The 19009-nt window shown below is 40.3% G+C and carries 7 protein-coding genes and 2 pseudogenes; 3 read left to right on the plus strand and 6 right to left on the minus strand.

The genetic code is table 11. The features are described 5' to 3' along the window. From A9Y75_RS29440 to A9Y75_RS30055, 5 genes and pseudogenes are all read right to left on the minus strand, one after another. Positions 1 to 6559 (minus strand): phytase (locus tag A9Y75_RS29440; RefSeq protein ID WP_236721355.1); only part of this gene is annotated, 6559 nt, incomplete at its 3' end. 275 nt (positions 6560 to 6834) lie between these two features. Beyond that, on the minus strand, positions 6835 to 9543 hold the full coding sequence (locus tag A9Y75_RS07195) for a bifunctional metallophosphatase/5'-nucleotidase (protein ID WP_071188897.1): 2709 nt from the start codon (positions 9541 to 9543) through the stop codon (positions 6835 to 6837). A 266-nt stretch (positions 9544 to 9809) separates the two neighbouring features. Then, positions 9810 to 13787, minus strand: a pseudogene (locus A9Y75_RS07200) (glycerophosphodiester phosphodiesterase family protein); the annotation flags it as partial. Between the two features lie 480 nt (positions 13788 to 14267). Next, positions 14268 to 15218: pseudogene (locus A9Y75_RS07205) on the minus strand (alkaline phosphatase); the annotation flags it as partial. Next, entirely contained in the window at positions 15212 to 15340 is a 129-nt protein-coding gene (locus tag A9Y75_RS30055; protein WP_269086277.1) for a hypothetical protein, read from the minus strand. The pseudogene A9Y75_RS07205 and the gene A9Y75_RS30055, both read right to left, overlap by 7 nt. Positions 15341 to 16194: 854 nt before the next feature. Here A9Y75_RS30055 and A9Y75_RS27370 point away from each other — a divergent pair. After that, on the plus strand, positions 16195 to 16410 hold the full coding sequence (locus A9Y75_RS27370) for a hypothetical protein (RefSeq protein ID WP_143046377.1): 216 nt from the start codon (positions 16195 to 16197) through the stop codon (positions 16408 to 16410). A 100-nt stretch (positions 16411 to 16510) separates the two neighbouring features. Here A9Y75_RS27370 and A9Y75_RS07210 read toward each other — a convergent pair whose 3' ends face one another. Continuing rightward, positions 16511 to 18034, minus strand: a complete 1524-nt coding sequence (locus A9Y75_RS07210) for a phenylacetate--CoA ligase family protein (protein ID WP_071188899.1) — start codon at positions 18032 to 18034, stop codon at positions 16511 to 16513. Positions 18035 to 18124: 90 nt separating this feature from the next. On the opposite strand from A9Y75_RS07210, the gene A9Y75_RS27375 reads away from it, so the two are divergent. Both A9Y75_RS27375 and A9Y75_RS07215 read left to right on the plus strand, forming a co-directional pair. Then, a complete protein-coding gene (locus tag A9Y75_RS27375; RefSeq protein ID WP_269086290.1) occupies positions 18125 to 18220 on the plus strand; it encodes a WD40 repeat domain-containing protein in 96 nt (31 codons plus the stop codon). 88 nt (positions 18221 to 18308) lie between these two features. Then, positions 18309 to 18815, plus strand: coding sequence for a DUF1993 domain-containing protein (locus A9Y75_RS07215; protein ID WP_071188900.1), 507 nt, complete (start codon positions 18309 to 18311; stop codon positions 18813 to 18815). Positions 18816 to 19009: the final 194 nt, after the last annotated feature.

Genomic DNA, 19009 nt, shown 5'->3' on the forward strand with positions numbered 1-19009 from the left:
TAGTATTACCATTGAAGTTAGCTGTGGGAGTAAAGACGAGTTTAGCAATATCAGCAACTACGATTTCTTGATTAACTGTAACTGCTGTACCGTCTAACTTTAAAGTCCCATTCGCAGGTAAACTGCTAATTTTAATCTTCGTCAGACTATCACTATCTATGTCAGTAAATGCAGATGTGAAGTTCTCAAGGGTGAAAGTGATATTGGTGTCTTCGGCTCCAGATTTACTGATGTTGGTAACAGTCGGTGCATCGTTAACTGGTGTGACTACTAGATTAACCGTTGCATTGGTTGTAGCGTAGACAGTTCCATCAAAACCATTCCAACCAAAGCTAGTATTACCATTGAAGTTAGCTGTGGGAGTAAAGACGAGTTTAGCAATATCAGCAACTGCTATTTCTTGATTAACTGTAACTGCTGTACCATCTAACTTTAAAGTTCCGTTTGCAGGTAAACTGCTAATTTTAATCTTCGTCAGACTATCACTATCTATGTCAGTAAATGCAGATGTGAAGTTCTCAAGGGTGAAAGTGATATTGGTGTCTTCGGCTCCAGATTTACTGATGTTGGTAACAGTCGGTGCATCGTTAACTGGTGTGACTACTAGATTAACCGTTGCATTGGTTGTAGCGTAGACAGTTCCATCAAAACCATTCCAACCAAAGCTAGTATTACCATTGAAGTTAGCTGTGGGAGTAAAGACGAGTTTAGCAATATCAGCAACTGCTATTTCTTGATTAACTGTAACTGCTGTACCATCTAACTTTAAAGTTCCGTTTGCAGGTAAACTGCTAATTTTAATCTTCGTCAGACTATCACTATCTATGTCAGTAAATGCAGATGTGAAGTTCTCAAGGGTGAAAGTGATATTGGTGTCTTCGGCTCCAGATTTACTGATGTTGGTAACAGTCGGTGCATCGTTAACTGGTGTGACTACTAGATTAACCGTTGCATTGGTTGTAGCGTAGACAGTTCCATCAAAACCATTCCAACCAAAGCTAGTATTACCATTGAAGTTAGCTGTGGGAGTAAAGACGAGTTTAGCAATATCAGCAACTGCTATTTCTTGATTAACTGTAACTGCTGTACCATCTAACTTTAAAGTTCCGTTTGCAGGTAAACTGCTAATTTTAATCTTCGTCAGACTATCACTATCTATGTCAGTAAATGCAGATGTGAAGTTCTCAAGGGTGAAAGTGATATTGGTGTCTTCGGCTCCAGATTTACTGATGTTGGTAACAGTCGGTGCATCGTTAACTGGTGTGACTACTAGATTAACCGTTGCATTGGTTGTAGCGTAGACAGTTCCATCAAAACCATTCCAACCAAAGCTAGTATTACCATTGAAGTTAGCTGTGGGAGTAAAGACGAGTTTAGCAATATCAGCAACTGCTATTTCTTGATTAACTGTAACTGCTGTACCATCTAACTTTAAAGTTCCGTTTGCAGGTAAACTGCTAATTTTAATCTTCGTCAGACTATCACTATCTATGTCAGTAAATGCAGATGTGAAGTTCTCAAGGGTGAAAGTGATATTGGTGTCTTCGGCTCCAGATTTACTGATGTTGGTAACAGTCGGTGCATCGTTAACTGGTGTGACTACTAGATTAACCGTTGCATTGGTTGTAGCGTAGACAGTTCCATCAAAACCATTCCAACCAAAGCTAGTATTACCATTGAAGTTAGCTGTGGGAGTAAAGACGAGTTTAGCAATATCAGCAACTGCTATTTCTTGATTAACTGTAACTGCTGTACCATCTAACTTTAAAGTTCCGTTTGCAGGTAAACTGCTAATTTTAATCTTCGTCAGACTATCACTATCTATGTCAGTGAATGCAGATATGAAGTTCTCAACCGGGAAAGTGATATTGGTATCTTCGGCTCCAGATTTACTGATGTTTGTGACAGTCGGTGCATTGTTTGTAGGTGCAACAAAGTCGAAGTCCGCTGCTGTCAGAGTATTGGCTTGAACATTTCTTAAAATGCCCAACTCTCTTATAGAGCCATTGATAGTAGCTTTGACAATTGTATCAGCCCCTGTTTGTTGCAGTATCAAATCAGCAAATTCTTGAACTTCAGGGATGCCAGCAACTACAACCTTATCTGCACCTTTGGTGAAATCTAATACTTCCCCAGGGGCTTCGGGAACTGCTCCATTACCCAGGAAAAAGCGGTCTAACCCAGCACCGCCAGTCATTTGAGTACCTTTGCTACCAGCGAACAGTGAATCATCACCAGATTCACCAAATAACCTATCGCTCGCTAATGACCCAAAAAGAGTATCATCATTGTCACCACCATAAAGGCTATTGTTACCTGTTGTGCTGGATGTCCGTAGTAAATCGCTGCCAATTCCACCTCTGAGGGTGTTATTGCTACCTTCTATCACAACAAGCTCATCGTCTCCTGCACCACCATCAAGAGTGTTATTAGTGCCTTCAACCACAACAAGCTCATCATTTCCAGCCGCACCTTTGAGGGTGTTATTGATACCTTCAACTACAAAAAGCTCATCATCTCCATCACCACCATCAAGGATGTTTCCACCCAAAATACCTTCAGCAAATAAGCGATCGTTTCCTCCCAGTCCTTGAATTTCCTCACCCTGTTGGGCATATAACTCATCGTTACCCGCAGTACCCAATGTGAGTTGAAGATTATCAGGTAATTCGAGAATTGCTAGTTTCTCAGGAGTTGTTGTGCCGGCAGCATTGAAATCGTTATCGTTAATCAAAGCCAAAGTGTTGGGTGCAACTAACGCCAAACCCTCTAATTTTTCAACTCCCGTGTAACCAAGTTGGGCTGCATTTGCAATCAAACTTTTGGAGACTGAAGTAATTCCTGCCGCAGTTAATTCCGCAGGTGATAGTTCTTCAATCGTCTTCCCAGCTGGCAAAGTAAAATTAGCAGGATTATTGATATTAGTCGCTGCGGCTAAATCTATTTTGTAGATGAGTTTATTAGAAGTGTTATCACTTCTGTCATCTCGTTCTACAACTGCAAATTTACCATTACCTAGAGAAACAGCATCACCAATCTTATCTGTTTTCGCAGTGCCACTACCTGTAATATCGTCGAGAAGATATAGATACTCACCTGTTACCTGTTTAGTAACTATGTTAAACTCCAGAATTCTGAGATTACGAGAACCTCTAGAGGTTGTATCACCAGCATTATCTGGATTATCGATCGCACTCTGAATAAAAGCATAAAGCTTGTTGCCTTCCAGTGCTACAGCTTCAAACCCTCGGTTATTCCGGCGTTGGGCGTAAACTGCTGGTAATACCTCAGTCCCAAAAGTTCCTGCGGGTTGGTCTGGTTCCGTTGCTGTGGCTGTTCCTTGGGGAATAAAACGCTCAAGTAACTTCCCATTGACATCAAAATGGTAAATCGCAGGACGGTATTCATCAACCATCCAATAGTCGCCGTTTTCAGCAATAACAATTCCCTCTAAGTCTGCACCAAAAGGATCATTAGGTAGGACTTGACCATTCAAATCTACACCAATTTCATCGGTGTAAGCTGTACCACCTGCACCAGCTTGGAGGTTAGGAAGTCCAGTTAATGGGGTTGTACCATCTGCACGAAATAACCCAGTTCTCTTGGTAATGCTGATTTCACCAGTAGTTTGATTAAGTTCAAAACTGACTATTTCTGGTTGGAAATCGGGTAATAGAAATGGTCTATTTTGACCTGTGGGTTCTCCATTGGGTCCCCGGTCTGTGTGGGTAACAAATTTCCAGTTACCATTAGCTGCTACTCCTTGGAAATACAACCCAGAGAAGCCACCTAAAAAGATATCTTGACCTGCGGAAGTTGTTCCTAATTTGGGTAGGTTGTCAAATTCGTAATTAGTTAATCTGGGTTGAAGTACGGGGTTGCGGGGGTCGTAACTGGTGGTGTCAATTTTGAGGATATCAGGAAGGGTATTTGCAATATTTTCCCAAGGAACAAATTTAAAGTTGCTGTTGACGTTTTCTATTTCCCCATCATCTTCAACTAGTTTAACTGGGTCGTTGTTGCCATCTTGGGTAACAAATAGACCATAGGGGAAGTTTGCACCAAGAGGGACGTTGATAACATCTGCACCGTCTGATTCTTGGACGCTATCAATTGCACCGTTGTTACCGATACCAAAACGCCCTAAAAATTCGTTGTTTCCTTCACGTGTATATGCTGCAAAGGTGTTATCTCCTTGACTGGATGCGATTAAGTAACCTGTACCGTTTGCACCGTAGTAGATAGTTAGTCCTTCTACGTCCTCTACTAAATTGCTACCACCCAAACTTTTGACTACATCAATCAGTTTACCTGTGTTGCTACCGTTGGGTTCTGCATCAAATTTCCAAATACCGACATTTTCTTGACCGATATAGAGAAAGCCTGTTTCTTGGTCTACAACCATTCCCTCAGTTTGGGGGTCTATGCCATTAATTGTGGGTACAGTAAATTCTCGGACTATTTCTGCACCAATTTTACCGTTGCCAATGTCAATTAATTTTAACTGGGCTATATCTCCAGTTTCTCTGCGTCCTGTGAAGACATAGTAATCATTGGTAAAAGGACTGCGATATATTGTGAGTCCGTAGGAACTGCGAGAAGATGGTTCGTAGGGAGGGTCAAAGGGTGCAGCTTGGAAAATTGTCCCGATATTGCTGTCGGTGATATCTTCTAAATAGTTGCCGTTGCTAGAGTTGGGGTTGATTTTGAAGATTACTAGTTTATCATTTCCGCGATCGCTCGCTACGGCAATATCAATAGACTCTCCACCCAGTTTAAACCCATATTGCAAGTCAATGTTGTTATAACGAATCTCCCCAGGATTCACTGTTTGCAATAAATTCCCAGATAAGTTATAAACCCGCACTCCGGCATTTTTGACCGCAGTTAATACTAAGCTATTGGCAGAATTTTCCGCATTGACGTAGATAGCTGGGTCGTCCGCATCTGCATTTTGATCTACTTCAGCCTGTCCTGGGTCTTCATCATCAAATAAGTCGGGGCTGGTTTCAACTGTAGGTGCAGCACTGAGAAGTATTTCATAAAAGCTCACAGTATTACTAACTTCATTAGCAACTGCCAACATTGGTTTAGTATTAGGACTATCTTCCGCAGAAATGAATTTTAAACCTTCAGGACTAATATCACCTTCAGTTCTAATATACTGGACAAATTCAGGTGCAGTTGGGTCACTCAGGTTATAAACCATTACCCCACCACCAGCACGTTCTAAACCCACAAATCCATAAGGTACATCATCAATCACACCAACAACTACACTTTCTGGTTCAGGGCCTTTATTATCTGAACGAGTGTCAACATCATCAGCAGAACCGTTGTTTGCATTGAAAAATGCAGGTGTTTGTTGTGACAAAATTCGTTCAATCTGGTCGCCACTATCGTATACTAATTGACCTTGAGAATTCCAAATGGAGAAAGAACGAGCGCCGTAAGCATAAAGTTGATCAAAATCTCCGTCTCCGTCAATATCTCCTAGTGTATTAGTAATGAGCAACCGACCCAGATTTTCATCTTTTTGCAGTTCAGCAGCATTAGGAAAAGCAGTTGGATCAAGTATGACATCTTTAACTCTTACTTCTTCATTGAAAATATCACCCTCTCCATCATTAGGAGCAGGTAAAATATCATCACCAGTGGGACGAATGCGAGCATCTCCTTCATTTGCAGTGATGTAAAAGGTTTCATCTCCAACTTGAAAAGAGCTAATTGCATCCGGTAGATACATCCCCAAAACAGGCCTATTTTCAATCTTGATGCCATCGTCTCTATCACTAGCATCTAGACCATTCCCAGGTAAACTATGGTCTTTGAAACCTAGAGGTACAACGTCGGTAATAGTGCCGCTGGCAATATCAAGAATAGCAACAGCATTATTTTCCTGGAGAGTAATAAAAGCAGTTTGATTATCTGGAGAAACTGCAATATATTCTGGTTCAAAATCTTCAGATGCTGAAGCATTAAGTCCAAAAATTCTAACTCCCTCTGCTTTTAAAGTTGCTTCCTGTCCATTAAATGCAGTGAAATCAGCAGTTGTAACTTTACTATTATCTAAACTAGCAATATCTCCAGAAACATCAATAATGCTAACTGAACCTTCTGGATCAACAGTATAATCTTCGTTTGGTTCTCCTTCGTTAGCAACAAGTAATTTGCTACCATCGGGAGTGAAAGTGATCATATCGGGTAAAGACCCTACTATCACTTCGGAAAGTTTAGTGAGAGTAACCGCATCATAAAAAGCAACTTTACCAAAATCGGTACTATTGTTAGCAGAAATTGCCACAGCAAAAATGCTATTTTCTGTTCCTATACCTTTTCTGACGGCGACACTTTGAATTCCTCCACCTAAGCTAGAAAGATCAATATTGGTAATCTTAGTCGGATTGTTTGGGTTAGAAGCATCAATTACTTGAATTATTGCTTTACCTTCAAGTTCTCCAGTTACAAAAAGTCGTTTTGATTTGGGATCAAAATCAGAAATTTCTGCACCGTTTAAACTGACATTACCGATCTGGGTAAGTTGAATTGAATTTGCCATTTTTATATTTGCAATTAGAGTTTGATGGTTAATTTGTAGTTAGGAATTTTAGTACTGTGAAACTTTTGAAAAAAAGGGGTTAAATCCTGACTACAAACAAAACGCTATCCTAGTTAAGTTAAGAAATAAATAATAGAAGATTAAGAAATGAGTTATTAAGAAAATTTGATACCAAATTTCAAAATGCTACATTTTAGAATTTAATAGAAATCCAATCATTAAAAGAAAATGGGAGAGAAAGACTTTATTCTCTCTCCCATTTTCACTAAACTAATTTACTGAGCAAAAACGAAATTAGCAGCAGTCAAGGTGGTGGTATTAATTCCAGTGAGAACTGCAATGGTTGTACTACCCACAGCAATGCTGTTACCACTTAAGGTCAAGTCAGTGAAGTCAAAACCTGCACCTTGACCACCAATACCTAACACATCAGTACCGATTTCAAAGTCAAGAACAGTGTTAGCAGCACTGGGTAAATCGCCGGTCAGAATCCAGAATTGGTCAACACCAGCACCACCGGAAAGAAAGTTACCGCCACCATCTTGGACATAGAAGATATCATTACCGTCACCACCTAAAGCGCGACCATCTGCACCTAAGTAGAAGATATCATTACCTGTCCCACCGGAAAGACGGTAGCCTGTGGCTTCTGTAGCGTCGATTTCATCATTGCCACTACCACCAAAAGAGCGATCGCCATCAGCTACATACATAATATCAGCACCACTGCCTGTAAAGATGCGATTGTTACCAGCTTGGCTACCACCGAAGGGTACATCAACTTCATCATTTCCAGCACCTGTGAACACGATGTCATTGACTCCATCAAAGTCAGTTCCAGCTATCAATATATCTGCACCGGGAGTTCCTGAAATGAGTTCTCCAGGAACGCCTAAAACTGTATCTTCCCGGAAATTGAGGTTTTGGATTCTGGTATCTTCTTCTGGGGGTGTTTCCACGATATTGAAAGCTTTATTCCCACCTATAGGGAAGTTTACAGCTAAAAATTCAGCTAGTGTATCCTGTTCCGAACCATCCGCAGCAAAGGTAGCAACACCAGTTCTAGTAGCATTACTAGGTTGGGTTAAATCAACGCGATTTTCACCAAATTCAGGAAATGGGTAGTTATCACCACCACCTGCTAGGAAATCAAGGGTAATTAGGCGAATTTGCCGATTTGCATCTCCTACCAATTGCCCATTTTCCACAATTACATCTAAGACTTGACCATTGTCAGGATCGATAATAGCCAAACTACGAATGCGATCGCCTTCTGTTTGTACACCAGTCACCGCCCCATTTGCATCTCGTTCCAAGACAATAGCCTGTTGATTGGGGTCAAAACTAAACTGAATCCCAGCTACCTGGGGAAATTGTCCAGGAGTCGCACCATCAGCAGTTGCTGCTACACCATATTCTAAAATTTGCTCTAATTCTGCTGCGGTGACAGTCAACAAAGATAAGCCATTATTGAATCGCAAACTATCCAGAATATCTAGCTGGGAAATCTCCCCCGTTTGCTTACCAGAAAAGGGGTTTTCTTGGGTAGGAAGAAGTGTTCCATTTGCATCTACTTCACCAATAGCTGCCCGAATACCACCGCCATTTTTGATGGATACTTGCACAGTAGCATCAATAGTTTTAGCAAAGAACAAATTAGCATCCGCAGACAAATTACCCAAAGTTGTTTCTTGAGTTCTTACCTGTTCTCGACGACCTTCAATAAATACCTCACTCCGACCAAAAACATTACTATCTTGTGCTGCAACCAATCCTTCAACAGCGTCGGTTAGCTGTTTAACCAGATTACCTTTTGTCCCTTCAGCAAAAGCAGCTTCTGTACTACCCCATAAAGCAATTACTTGATCCTCTGTAGTCGCAACTGGACCATTAATTACTAAATCTAAATCACTGACTTCATCCAGAGGACTACCATTAGCATCTACTAAAATGCCATTAGCATCAAAATCTACTACCAATCTTCCTACATAAGAATATTCGCCATCAGTGCTAACAATGACTGCGGGATCTCCATCTGCATTAGTGGTGACGATGGGATAGGTATTTGCCGGTGTATCTCCAGAACGCAAATTATCATCACCATTAGCCAGGATAGTATCAGAACCACCAGCTATAACTACATCTACACCTCTTAACTTGGTAATTAGTTGTTGTTCTAGGGCAATTTGTTGCAGATGTGAAACTACAATAATTTTATTAATGCCTTGGGTTTGCAATTGATTGATCACAGGCTGCAAAATAGCAGCTAAGGCATCCATATCATTTGCTTTTGTTCCCTGTACCGTTGTCCCGGTGGGAGAAGAAATACTTTCTAATAATTGGGTGGTAGCACCAACTACACCTATTTGTTCACCTCCTCTTTCAATAATTGTCGCCGGGGCAATTTTTGGGGTGGTTGTTCCCGCTAAGGATGCTGTGGGATTTGTTTGAAAGGCTGTATTAGGGAGAATATTAGTAGTAAATAAACCAGATAAATTGCTATCTGCGGCAAAATTTAAGTTAGCGGATAGGTAAGGAAATTGAGATCCTACCCATCTATCATCAGCTAAACCTGCACCCCGATATTCTGCTGCTATAATGGTTCTTAAAACTTCCGAACCCAAATCAAATTCATGATTACCAAGGGCAGAAGCATCAAAGCCAATGATATTCATAATTGAGATATCAACTCGACCACTACCTTCTCTTAAACCACCATAGCTATCATTGATGGTTTCATTGGGTAAACCGAAAATTTGATTGTAGATATCGTTAAATAAGCCACTGTTACGGAAAGTTATATCTCCTGCGGCACTAAAAAATGGACCGGCTAGGTAGTTATCTCCCGCAGACAGGGTAATGGAGTTATCAACTAAGTCTTCTAAGCTATCAACAATTGCCGCAAAGTTAGGTGCATCAGAAATTGCATCTACACCACCTTCTAGGTCAGAAGCATGGAGAATTTGCAGTCTAAAATCTGTCATGGGATAACCTCAAATCCTTTTAGAACTAGAATTGAATAAATAAGTTAAGATAGAATGAAGAAAATATAAATCAATAGTTAAATTTATTAAAGTCTCTATTATTTTTGACTTTTGACTTTTGACTTTTGACTTCCGCCCTGCGGTAATAGTCCCCTTATCGCTATCTCCGGTGATTAAGTGCGTATAACCTGAAACTCTTGTAGGGACAATTCATGAATTGTCCCTACAATAATTTTCACCAGATGTCTATTTAATACCTGCTGGTTTTATACAAAAGCGAAATTAGCAGCAGTCAAGGTAGTGGTATTGATTCCAGTGAGAATTGCAATGGTTGTACTACCCACAGCAATGCTATTACCACTCAGGGTCAAGTCTGCAAAGTCAAAACCTGCACCTTGACCACCAATACCTAACACATCAGTACCGATTTCAAAGTCAACAACGGTGTTAGCAGCACTGGGTAAATCGCCAGTCAGAATCCAGAATTGGTCAGCACCAGCGCCACCAGAAAGCAAGTTACTACCACCATCCTGGACGTAGAAGATATCATTACCATCACCACCTAAAGCGCGACCATTGTCACCCAGGTAGAATTCATCATTACCTACACCACCGGAAATGCGGTAGTTGCTGGCATCTGTTGCATCTAGTTCGTCATTCCCACTGCTACCAAACGCGCGATCGCTATCAGCAACAAAAATGCTATCCTCACCACTACCAGTAAAGATGCGGTTGTTACGAGCTAAACTTCCACCAAAAGGAACATCTACTGTATCGTTCCCTGCACCGGTGAATACTGTATCCTTAACTCCATCAAAGTCAACTCCAGCTACTAGGTCATCTGTACCCGGTGTACCTGTAACCAATTCATTGGTCGCTTGACCTATACCAGCAGCAAGGTTGAGAGGCTGATCTAATTTGAGCAGAATGATTTCGTTGTTGTCAATGACTGGATTTTGAGGATCATTACCCGGACGACCGATGGAGAAAGGATAGTTGTTATCATTGGCAACTAAAATGGTATCTTTGTCAACAACCAAAACATTCTCAATCGTCACAAATGGGAAATCAAAGGTTGTTTTTCCATCTCCATTGAGGTCGTTGGGGTCTTGGATATTTAGAAGGTCAGCTACTTCTACTTTTTCTACAAAGCCGTTAGCATCTTTTTTGGACAAATCAACTTTGTAGACTTTCTTAAATTCCGCAGTGCTTCCCTGACCATTATCCCGCTCAATCACTAAATACTCATTATTATTAATGACTGTGAAATCACCAATAGCATAGCTGGGATTTTCCAACTTGTAGAAGCCTTGTAATCCCTGGAATTCCTGAGAAGCGACATCAAATTTATAGATTCGCAGTGAACCTGCGGGATCACCGAAAACTGTTCCTTCCAGTAAAGGATATAAGGTTTTTTGGTCGGGACTAATAGCCATACCTTCAAAACCTCTAGAACCACCAAGATTGGAAACAACAACTTCACCTACAAATTGGTCACGCACCAAATCTCCTGTACTGGGGAAGTCAGTAAAGTAGCCGTCAATTCCTAATTCAATAAACTGTTCATATTCCTTTTTGGGATCTCCATCGTAGTCTGATGCGAGAAAAACATCTTCGTTGCGGAAGGTGTAAGGGTGAACAAGCAATTCGGCATTATGGGCATCTTGTACTAAGGTGGTGGGAGTACCAAGAACTCTATCGGCTTCGTTAATTATGCCATCACCATTCAGGTCATCTGCTTGACCATCACCATTGTTATCTACGGTGTTAGCAGGAATAATTAAACGCTTGCTCGGACCAATTCCAGAAGCATACTCGGCAATTTTAGCTAGTTCTGCTGGGGTGGTCAGATTGCCGTAGGTGCGAGAATCTCCACTAACTACAAAATCATAGGGTCTTTGTGTGGCACCACCAAATAATTGAACTAGTGGAATGTCAATATTCTTAGCAGGCATGAGAACATCATGTAGTTCTTGGAGATTGCCTACTTCAAAGGATTGAATAAATACCCGTTTTGGATCAGTGAAGTTATTAGCAACTAGGGTATCAACTAGTAGCTGTCCTAAATTGGTGTTGATTTTGGTAGTACCATCTAGGCGTGTACCTTCAGTTGCAAAGTACGTGGGGTGTTTGGTTTCTGGATAAATACCAATTTTGCGACCTGTTTCTGTTTCTACCTGTTTGACTAATTCAATGATTTCTTGGAGAGTGGGAACTTCTAAGTTGTCATTGTCATATTCTGTTCCCCGCAGATCTGGTAAACGTTCGATCGCTTTGAGGGTTTTAATTTCTGCTAAGGTCAGGTCTTCGGTAAACCAACCTCTGATAGTACGACCATCAATGACTTTGGTGGTGAAACGGTCTGCAAATTCTGGACGGGTATTGATATCTGTGCTGGTGTCTGTGCGGTTAACGGAACCATCAGCATTGAGTATTGCGAGGGCGTTTTCGTGACGTGCTACTAAAATTCCATCTTTGGTGGCTACCAAATCAGGTTCAATAAAATCAGCACCATCTGCGATCGCTAATTTGTAAGCTGCTAAGGTATGTTCAGGACGATCACCACTTGCACCTCTGTGACCAATTACTAACGGTGCATTACCATTTAGGGTGTTAAATTCGGTTTTAGCTAGAACATCGGGGTTTTGGGGCGATCTAACGAATGGACTAGTGATGCGATCGCGTGCTAAGTCACCTGTACCGGGAAAATCGGTAAAATATCCATCAACACCTAAATTGATAAACTGTTTAAATTCTTCCTGTGGATTGCCATTATAATCTGAGGCTAAATAACGTCCTTCGTTGCGGAAGGTGTAGGGATGTACCAACAAACCTGCATCATGGGCATCTTGGACTAAACTAGTAGGAGCAGTCAGAGTTTTATCAGCATCGTTAACTGCACCATCACCATTGACATCATCCGCTACACCATCGTTATTAGCATCCACACCCTTCACAGAAACAATCATTCGTTTCCAAGGGCCAATACCATCCGCATAGGTAGCAATTTCTTGTAAACCTGCAACTGTCCGTAAGTCTCCATAATCCCGGTTGTCACCACTAACAACGAAATCGTAGGGTTGAACTTCTTGCAGAGAACCATCAAGATTAACATCATAAGCATCTAACAATTGAACTAGAGGGATATCTGTTTTCCCATTTAGTTCTTTGAGATTAGCAACTTCAAAAGATTGAATAAATATCCGACTAGGATCTGTGAAATCTGCTGCTTCTAAAGTTGCTAACAGCGGTTCTTCTAAAGATAGATTCAGATTATCGTGAAAAGTTGGATGTTTCGTTTCTGGATAAATACCAATTTTGCGACCTGTATCAACTTCTACCTGTTTAACTAAATCAATGATTTCCGCAAAAGTAGGAATTTCATACAAATCATTAAACACTTGAGTGCGGAAACTTTGGGGCATTTTTGCCCGCAGTGTTTTGATTTCTGCTAAGGTAAAATCAGAAGCAAAGTATGCAGTTACTTCTACACCATCCAGCATCTTGGTAGTTTTGCGGTCTGCACCAAAAACTTCCGCTACATTGGTAGTATCATCTAGCATTGGTTCGTGACGGGCAATTAGCACACCATCCTTAGTAGAAACCAAATCTGGTTCAATGAAATCTGCACCTCGTTCAATTGCTAATTTATAAGATCCTAGGGTATGTTCTGGTAGTTCACCACTAGCACCCCGGTGTCCAATCACAATTGGATCTTCACCATTTAAGGTATTTAATGTGACTGTGTTAGGTGTAGGAATAGGTGCATCTAACAACTTGCCACTAGCATCAAAATGTAACAGATAAGGCCCAAATTCGTCACCAATCCAAATTGAACCATCTTCCGCAATTACAAAAGATTCAATATCAAAATCTGCACCAGTTAATAATCTTGCGCTAGTTCCTTCATTCACAATTGTGAAAGGAACTTTGTTATTAGGGTCAGATAATTGAATGAAATCTAAAGTATTAACAGTACCATCACCATTTTCTATTCCCTTAAAATTGGGATCTACACGATGGATACGCAGCAAATAATCGGCACTATTATCTTTGCTTCCATAACCATTATCTGACAGGAAATACAAAGTATTATTTTTGGCAAATTGTACACCACTAAAACCTTGAATTGGCTGGCCGGGGAAAGGGCCAGTGATGCCATTACCAGAGATCCCATTTCCAGAATCTGGGCCTTCACCAAAGGTGTCAGCAGGTAAAGAAGCAAAACCTATTAACTCTACTTGGGAAACCATATATTTAGTATTTCTCTTCTGGCTTTTTTGGTTTTACACATTGCTGAATTTCTTTTGGCATCTCTGCGGGAATTAAAAATTAACTTATTACCTTATAAATCTGACTTAGAAAAGTATTCCCAGATTCTAATCAGATGATTGAGGCAATACTATTACAGCAGGGATAAAGTCATTATGAAGAAATTCAACTAGCAGTCACAATAATTTCATGAAAAGATTAAGGTGAAAGTAAGTTAAGTAAAATAAAAGGTTAAAAATAGGTTTATATCAACATCAAATACTTAGAAAGCATTTTCATTAATTGCTAAAAAAAATGGGAAAGGAACCTCTTCCTCTCCCAATTTGCCGAAACTAGTACTGAACTGTGTAAGTTAACAAACCATACCCCCTAGGGGTAAGCAAGCTACAACACTGCTAAAAAGCTTGATTAATCTACTTTTTGACTTTTGAATTCCGCCCTGTGGTACTAATTTATGAATCGAAGGCGAAATTAGCAGCAGTCAAACTAGTTGTATTTATTCCTGTGAGAATAGCAATAGTTGTACTACCAACTGCAATACTGTTACCACTCAGGGTCAAATCAGCAAAGTCAAAACCTGCACCTTGACCACCAATACCTAACACATCAGTACCGATTTCAAAGTCAACAACGGTGTTAGCCGCACTAGGTAAATCACCAGTCAGTATCCAGAATTGGTCAGCACCAGCACCACCAGAGAGTAAGTTACCACCACCTTCAACAACGTAGAATTTATCATTACCATCACCACCTAGGGCGCGATCGCCATTACCCAGGTAGAATGTATCATTACCAGCACCACCGGACATCCGGTTTTCACCTTGTCCATCAACAGCATAGAATTCGTCATTCCCACTGCTACCAAACGCGCGATCGCGCCGACTGACATTAATCATATCCTCGCCACTACCACCAAAGACGCGGTTGTTACGAGCATTACTATTGAATGCCAAATCTACCTCATCGTTACCTGCACCAGTAAATACAGTGTCTTGAACACCATCTAAATCTACAGTTGCGATCAAGGTGTCGCTGTCGGATGTTCCAAAAACCAAATCTTGTTCATTGATTTCTGTCACCGCAGCAAACATGGTCTGATAAATGTGGCTTTGATCTACCAAACCGTCAATTCCAGGAATGTCGTAGCCGTAAGCTTCATATCCTTGACTGACTAAGCCATCCAATACTTCAGAACCAGCACCTTGGTAATAAACAGGAACTGGACGGTTGGTGTGAGTACCCCAACCGTACTTGGTGGTGTCTGGTGTAGAACCCCAATAATGACCAGATCCGTCAACGGTATCTATATTTGTGAGGGCTTCACCACCTTGAGTCCGCAGTAATTCGGGAAAATCTTGATTTAGGGTGAGATAGTGGTCGTGGTCAGCAGTAACGACTAGTAAGTATAAAAATCAGCGAGAGTAGTACCTGTATTTCCTGCTTCAATTTCTTTAGCTATTGCCGCAGCACGAGCCATTTCCCAGCCCATACCGTCGCCAATCATGATAATTGTATTCTTAGCCATGATGGTTCATTTTCCTTTGATTAAATCCGACAAAAATGCTGTTAAACATTTATTTACTGTTTTTGTAACGATAACAATTATCAAAATTGCTTTTGCAAAATATCAATAAATCAGATAGCTATTTTGCTGTTTTGTCTTCGTTTAAGATTTCATATAAAAATAAACTTAAGGTTAAGAATAATAGTTGATTTGTTTAATAAATTGGGTTGAGTATGTTATGAACTTACGTCTATTATATAAGGCAAGAGGTAAGAGGTAACGGGCTTGAAATTGTTTTGGTGTCTGGGTTGTGTATTATTAGTGTATTTCTTAATCTATCTACTAGCTGCTCTTATGAGCAATTGGGTAAAAAAATCCTCTTCTTCAAAAAAAAGGAAGGTGATAATGGTTATTATTAATAATTTTGTTTAACAAGATACCAAAAATCATACTATGCAAATAAGTTCAGTCCCTTCAGATCGTGTCCGGTTAAAAACTTATCATTAAGACAGCAGGGGGAAAGAGAATTTTGCGGTTGTTCCACAAATGGCGTAATCATTAATTAGCCGGATATGATAAGTAGAAAGGCACAAAAAAACCGTAGACGCGCAGCGGCTTCTCGAAGAGTACTATGTAACTAAACGTAAAGTTGCCCAAAAATCTCACAAGATACTGATGCAGAAAGTTTTTGACAATCCAAAATCTAAAATCTAAAATCTAAAATGGTATTACCAATTACCAATTATCCGCCCTAAAAGTATCAAGGATAATTTTGACGATTTTTATGATAATATCTATTCAAAGCTCTGTGGAATCTCCGCTTCGTAAAAATCCTGCGCTTGTAGAAATTATCACTAATTTTTCAAATTAACCTCATGAAACGTATCACATCACTACTTCTCGCTACTGTAATAGCGTCTATGTCCGTGTTGGGTATTACAGAAAATGCTGATGCACATCCTCATCATCGTCGTCAAACTACTACCCAAGTTCGACGTTATCGGACTTGTCATGGTAGAAATCGTTACAGATATTATCGAGGAAGGTATTACCAATGTCATAACTATAGACGCTATAGAAGACATCATTAATTAGAGTTTTTGTAAAAGCTATACTGTAGGTTGGGTTGAAGTGATAACACCCAACCTTTAGTCTTGATATTGCGCTGTCGTTAATCTAATCTTATGAATTCTACTTCCTAGTATATCGATGTTTGACACCAATAGGAAAATACTCTGCATCGCCATTTGCAGTTAATGTCACCTGTGGTATTTGATATTCTGAGGGAACATAATTAGCAAACTCGCTATTCAAACGCAACAATTGGGAAAGTATGGAAGAGGTTATAGTTTCTTTCTTCTTCTTGTTACTCTTCACTCCTGGTGCTAATTCCACAACTACAGATAAAAACCGATTTTTGTCTGCGTCTTCTTTTACCTGTAACACAAATTTACCCGTTACCCATTCTCTAATTATCGGTTGTTCTAACCCGACTGTGACATTTTCTGGGTAAATATTTGCGCCAAAATAGGAAACTGTAAAATCTAATCTTCCGAAAACATAGACGAAAGGTAATTGATGAATTCCTCTGGGTGAGTGGTGAGTAGACGAAGAGAGATTTTGATCTTCTAAGGGATTAAATCCCCATTTTGCTAAAAACTTCAGCATCTCTTCGTAACTAATTAACCCGCCATGATCTAAAATGTTATATCTAATTAAAGGAATGCCATTGTCACCAGAAAATAGCAAATTCCCATTTTCAACTTCAAAAAATCGACTACAGGGGTCATACTGTACTAATGTCGGTAAACGAGATTCCCCAAATAATGCTTTAGCTGCATTAGGATTTTCTGCTAAAAACCGCCGAATGCAGATACTCAAAGGTGTTTCATTTCCTAAAACTCCTGCGTCTGCTGTTCCATACATGGAAGCAAAATCATAACAGGGATGTTGAGAACCTACTCTTTCACCAACTAAACTTCGCCATTCTTCACTAAATACTTCTCCGGCCATCACTAATTTAATCTGATATTGCTGCCATTGCACACCAGCAGCAATACCCGTATCAATAACATCTTTGAGAAATGGCGGATATCCTAAAAGGACAACTTGCTCAAAATGATTACCCAGTTCTTGCACAACTCGCAATATTTCGGTTTTGTTGTTGCCAGGTGTAATCACTGTGATAGGATAACCCTTGGTAGCGAGATGACGACAGCAATTAGTGGTGAACATTCCCCCCACCCATGTTCCCAAGGTGAAACAAACTACTGCTAAGGTGTTTTTGGTGTCTGCATCAAAACTATCGTGAAAAATCTGCTCAAACCTTGTGGCTATTTGTAGTTCATCTGTATAAAAACGTGGCCAAAATGTCGGCTTGCCCGTTGAGCCAGAGGAAGCCGCGATCATATCACAGCTTCCTAGTTTTCCATTATTACACAATTGGGGCAAAGAATAACGGGAAATATAATTTTCTTTATTGATGGTGGGGATTTTTTGGAAATCTTCGACAGTTTGAATAGTCTGGGGATTGATGCCTCGTTCTGCTAAAAATGCTTGATAAGCGGGTACAGTAACAGCTATATGTTGAAATAGTGCGATCGCTAATTCTTCGCTGGGTATATCGAGATGCTCTACTAGTTTCTCTTCTAAGGGAGTAGACAAAAAATTTTCTAATGCCAGAATTGCCCTTTCCGTCGGTATTTCGTGCTTCATAAAAGTTGTGCGTGGAAAAAATCTGGTCGCTGTTTGTCAGTATTTTATCCATAAAATGCAATTTTCCAGCTATCTTTTGGAAGTGATGCAATTCCGGTAGAGGCAATTGCTCTGAGTCCCGATCAGAAAATTCTAGCTAGTAGTAGCGAAGATCGAACAATTAGAATTTGGCTACTCCCAGAATAAATATTGGCTTTTTGCCAACTGTTAATTAACCCTCTAAGATTAGATGGGGCAAATCAAAGTCGTTTGAACTCTTTCTGGAGAAATCTCAATGACCATTTCCATGTACAAAGCTACAGTACCCGTGTCTATTCACTCACTGAATAACCTGATAGCTATTCTTGAAAAAGGTGCTGAATATGCAGAAACAAAAAAAATAGATCCTTCTGTGTTGATCAATAGTCGTCTATTCCCAGATATGTTTCCATTATCGAGACAAGTACAAATTGCCTGTGACGTAGCAAACAGAGGTACTGCAAAACTAGCAGAGATAGAAGCGCCTAAGTTTGAGGACAATGAAACCACATTCCCTCAACTTATTGACCGCATTCAGAAAACTATCTCTCAGTTAAATACGCTTAAACCTGAACAAATCGACGGTTCCGAGGAGAGAACAATTACCCTAGAGGCGGGTGGTAGCACTCTATCTTTTCCAGGAATGCCATTTCTCCTGTATTTTATTTTACCAAATCTTTATTTCCATGTCACAACAACCTATGACATTCTTAGACACTGCGGTGTAGAACTCGGCAAACGAGACTTCCTTGGTCAGCCCTAGATACGCACCTAAACCCCTACCAAGGGGTTTAATTTTAGATAAGGAATGGGGAACATTTCTCTCGTTCCCATACTCTGTATGGGAATGGATTTTAGAAGACTCTGCCTTCCATGTAAAGTAGAGGCAGAGCCTCTTGTTTGCATTCCCAGTCAGAGACAGGGAACGAGATACGGCTTTGAATATTTCTGGGACAA

Origin of the sequence: Trichormus sp. NMC-1 (assembly GCF_001858025.1) — a bacterium.
In the GTDB taxonomy this organism is placed as follows: domain Bacteria; phylum Cyanobacteriota; class Cyanobacteriia; order Cyanobacteriales; family Nostocaceae; genus Anabaena.

Bases quoted from the DNA above. Each gene is read 5' to 3' on its own strand.
- A9Y75_RS07195 (WP_071188897.1), bottom strand. From the start codon at position 9,543: ATGACAGATTTTAGACTGCAAATTCTCCATGCTTCTGACCTAGAAGGT.
- A9Y75_RS30055 (WP_269086277.1), bottom strand. From the start codon at position 15,340: ATGGCTAAGAATACAATTATCATGATTGGCGACGGTATGGGCTGGGAA.
- A9Y75_RS27370 (WP_143046377.1), top strand. From the start codon at position 16,195: ATGAAACGTATCACATCACTACTTCTCGCTACTGTAATAGCGTCTATG.
- A9Y75_RS07210 (WP_071188899.1), bottom strand. From the start codon at position 18,034: ATGAAGCACGAAATACCGACGGAAAGGGCAATTCTGGCATTAGAAAAT.
- A9Y75_RS07215 (WP_071188900.1), top strand. From the start codon at position 18,309: ATGACCATTTCCATGTACAAAGCTACAGTACCCGTGTCTATTCACTCA.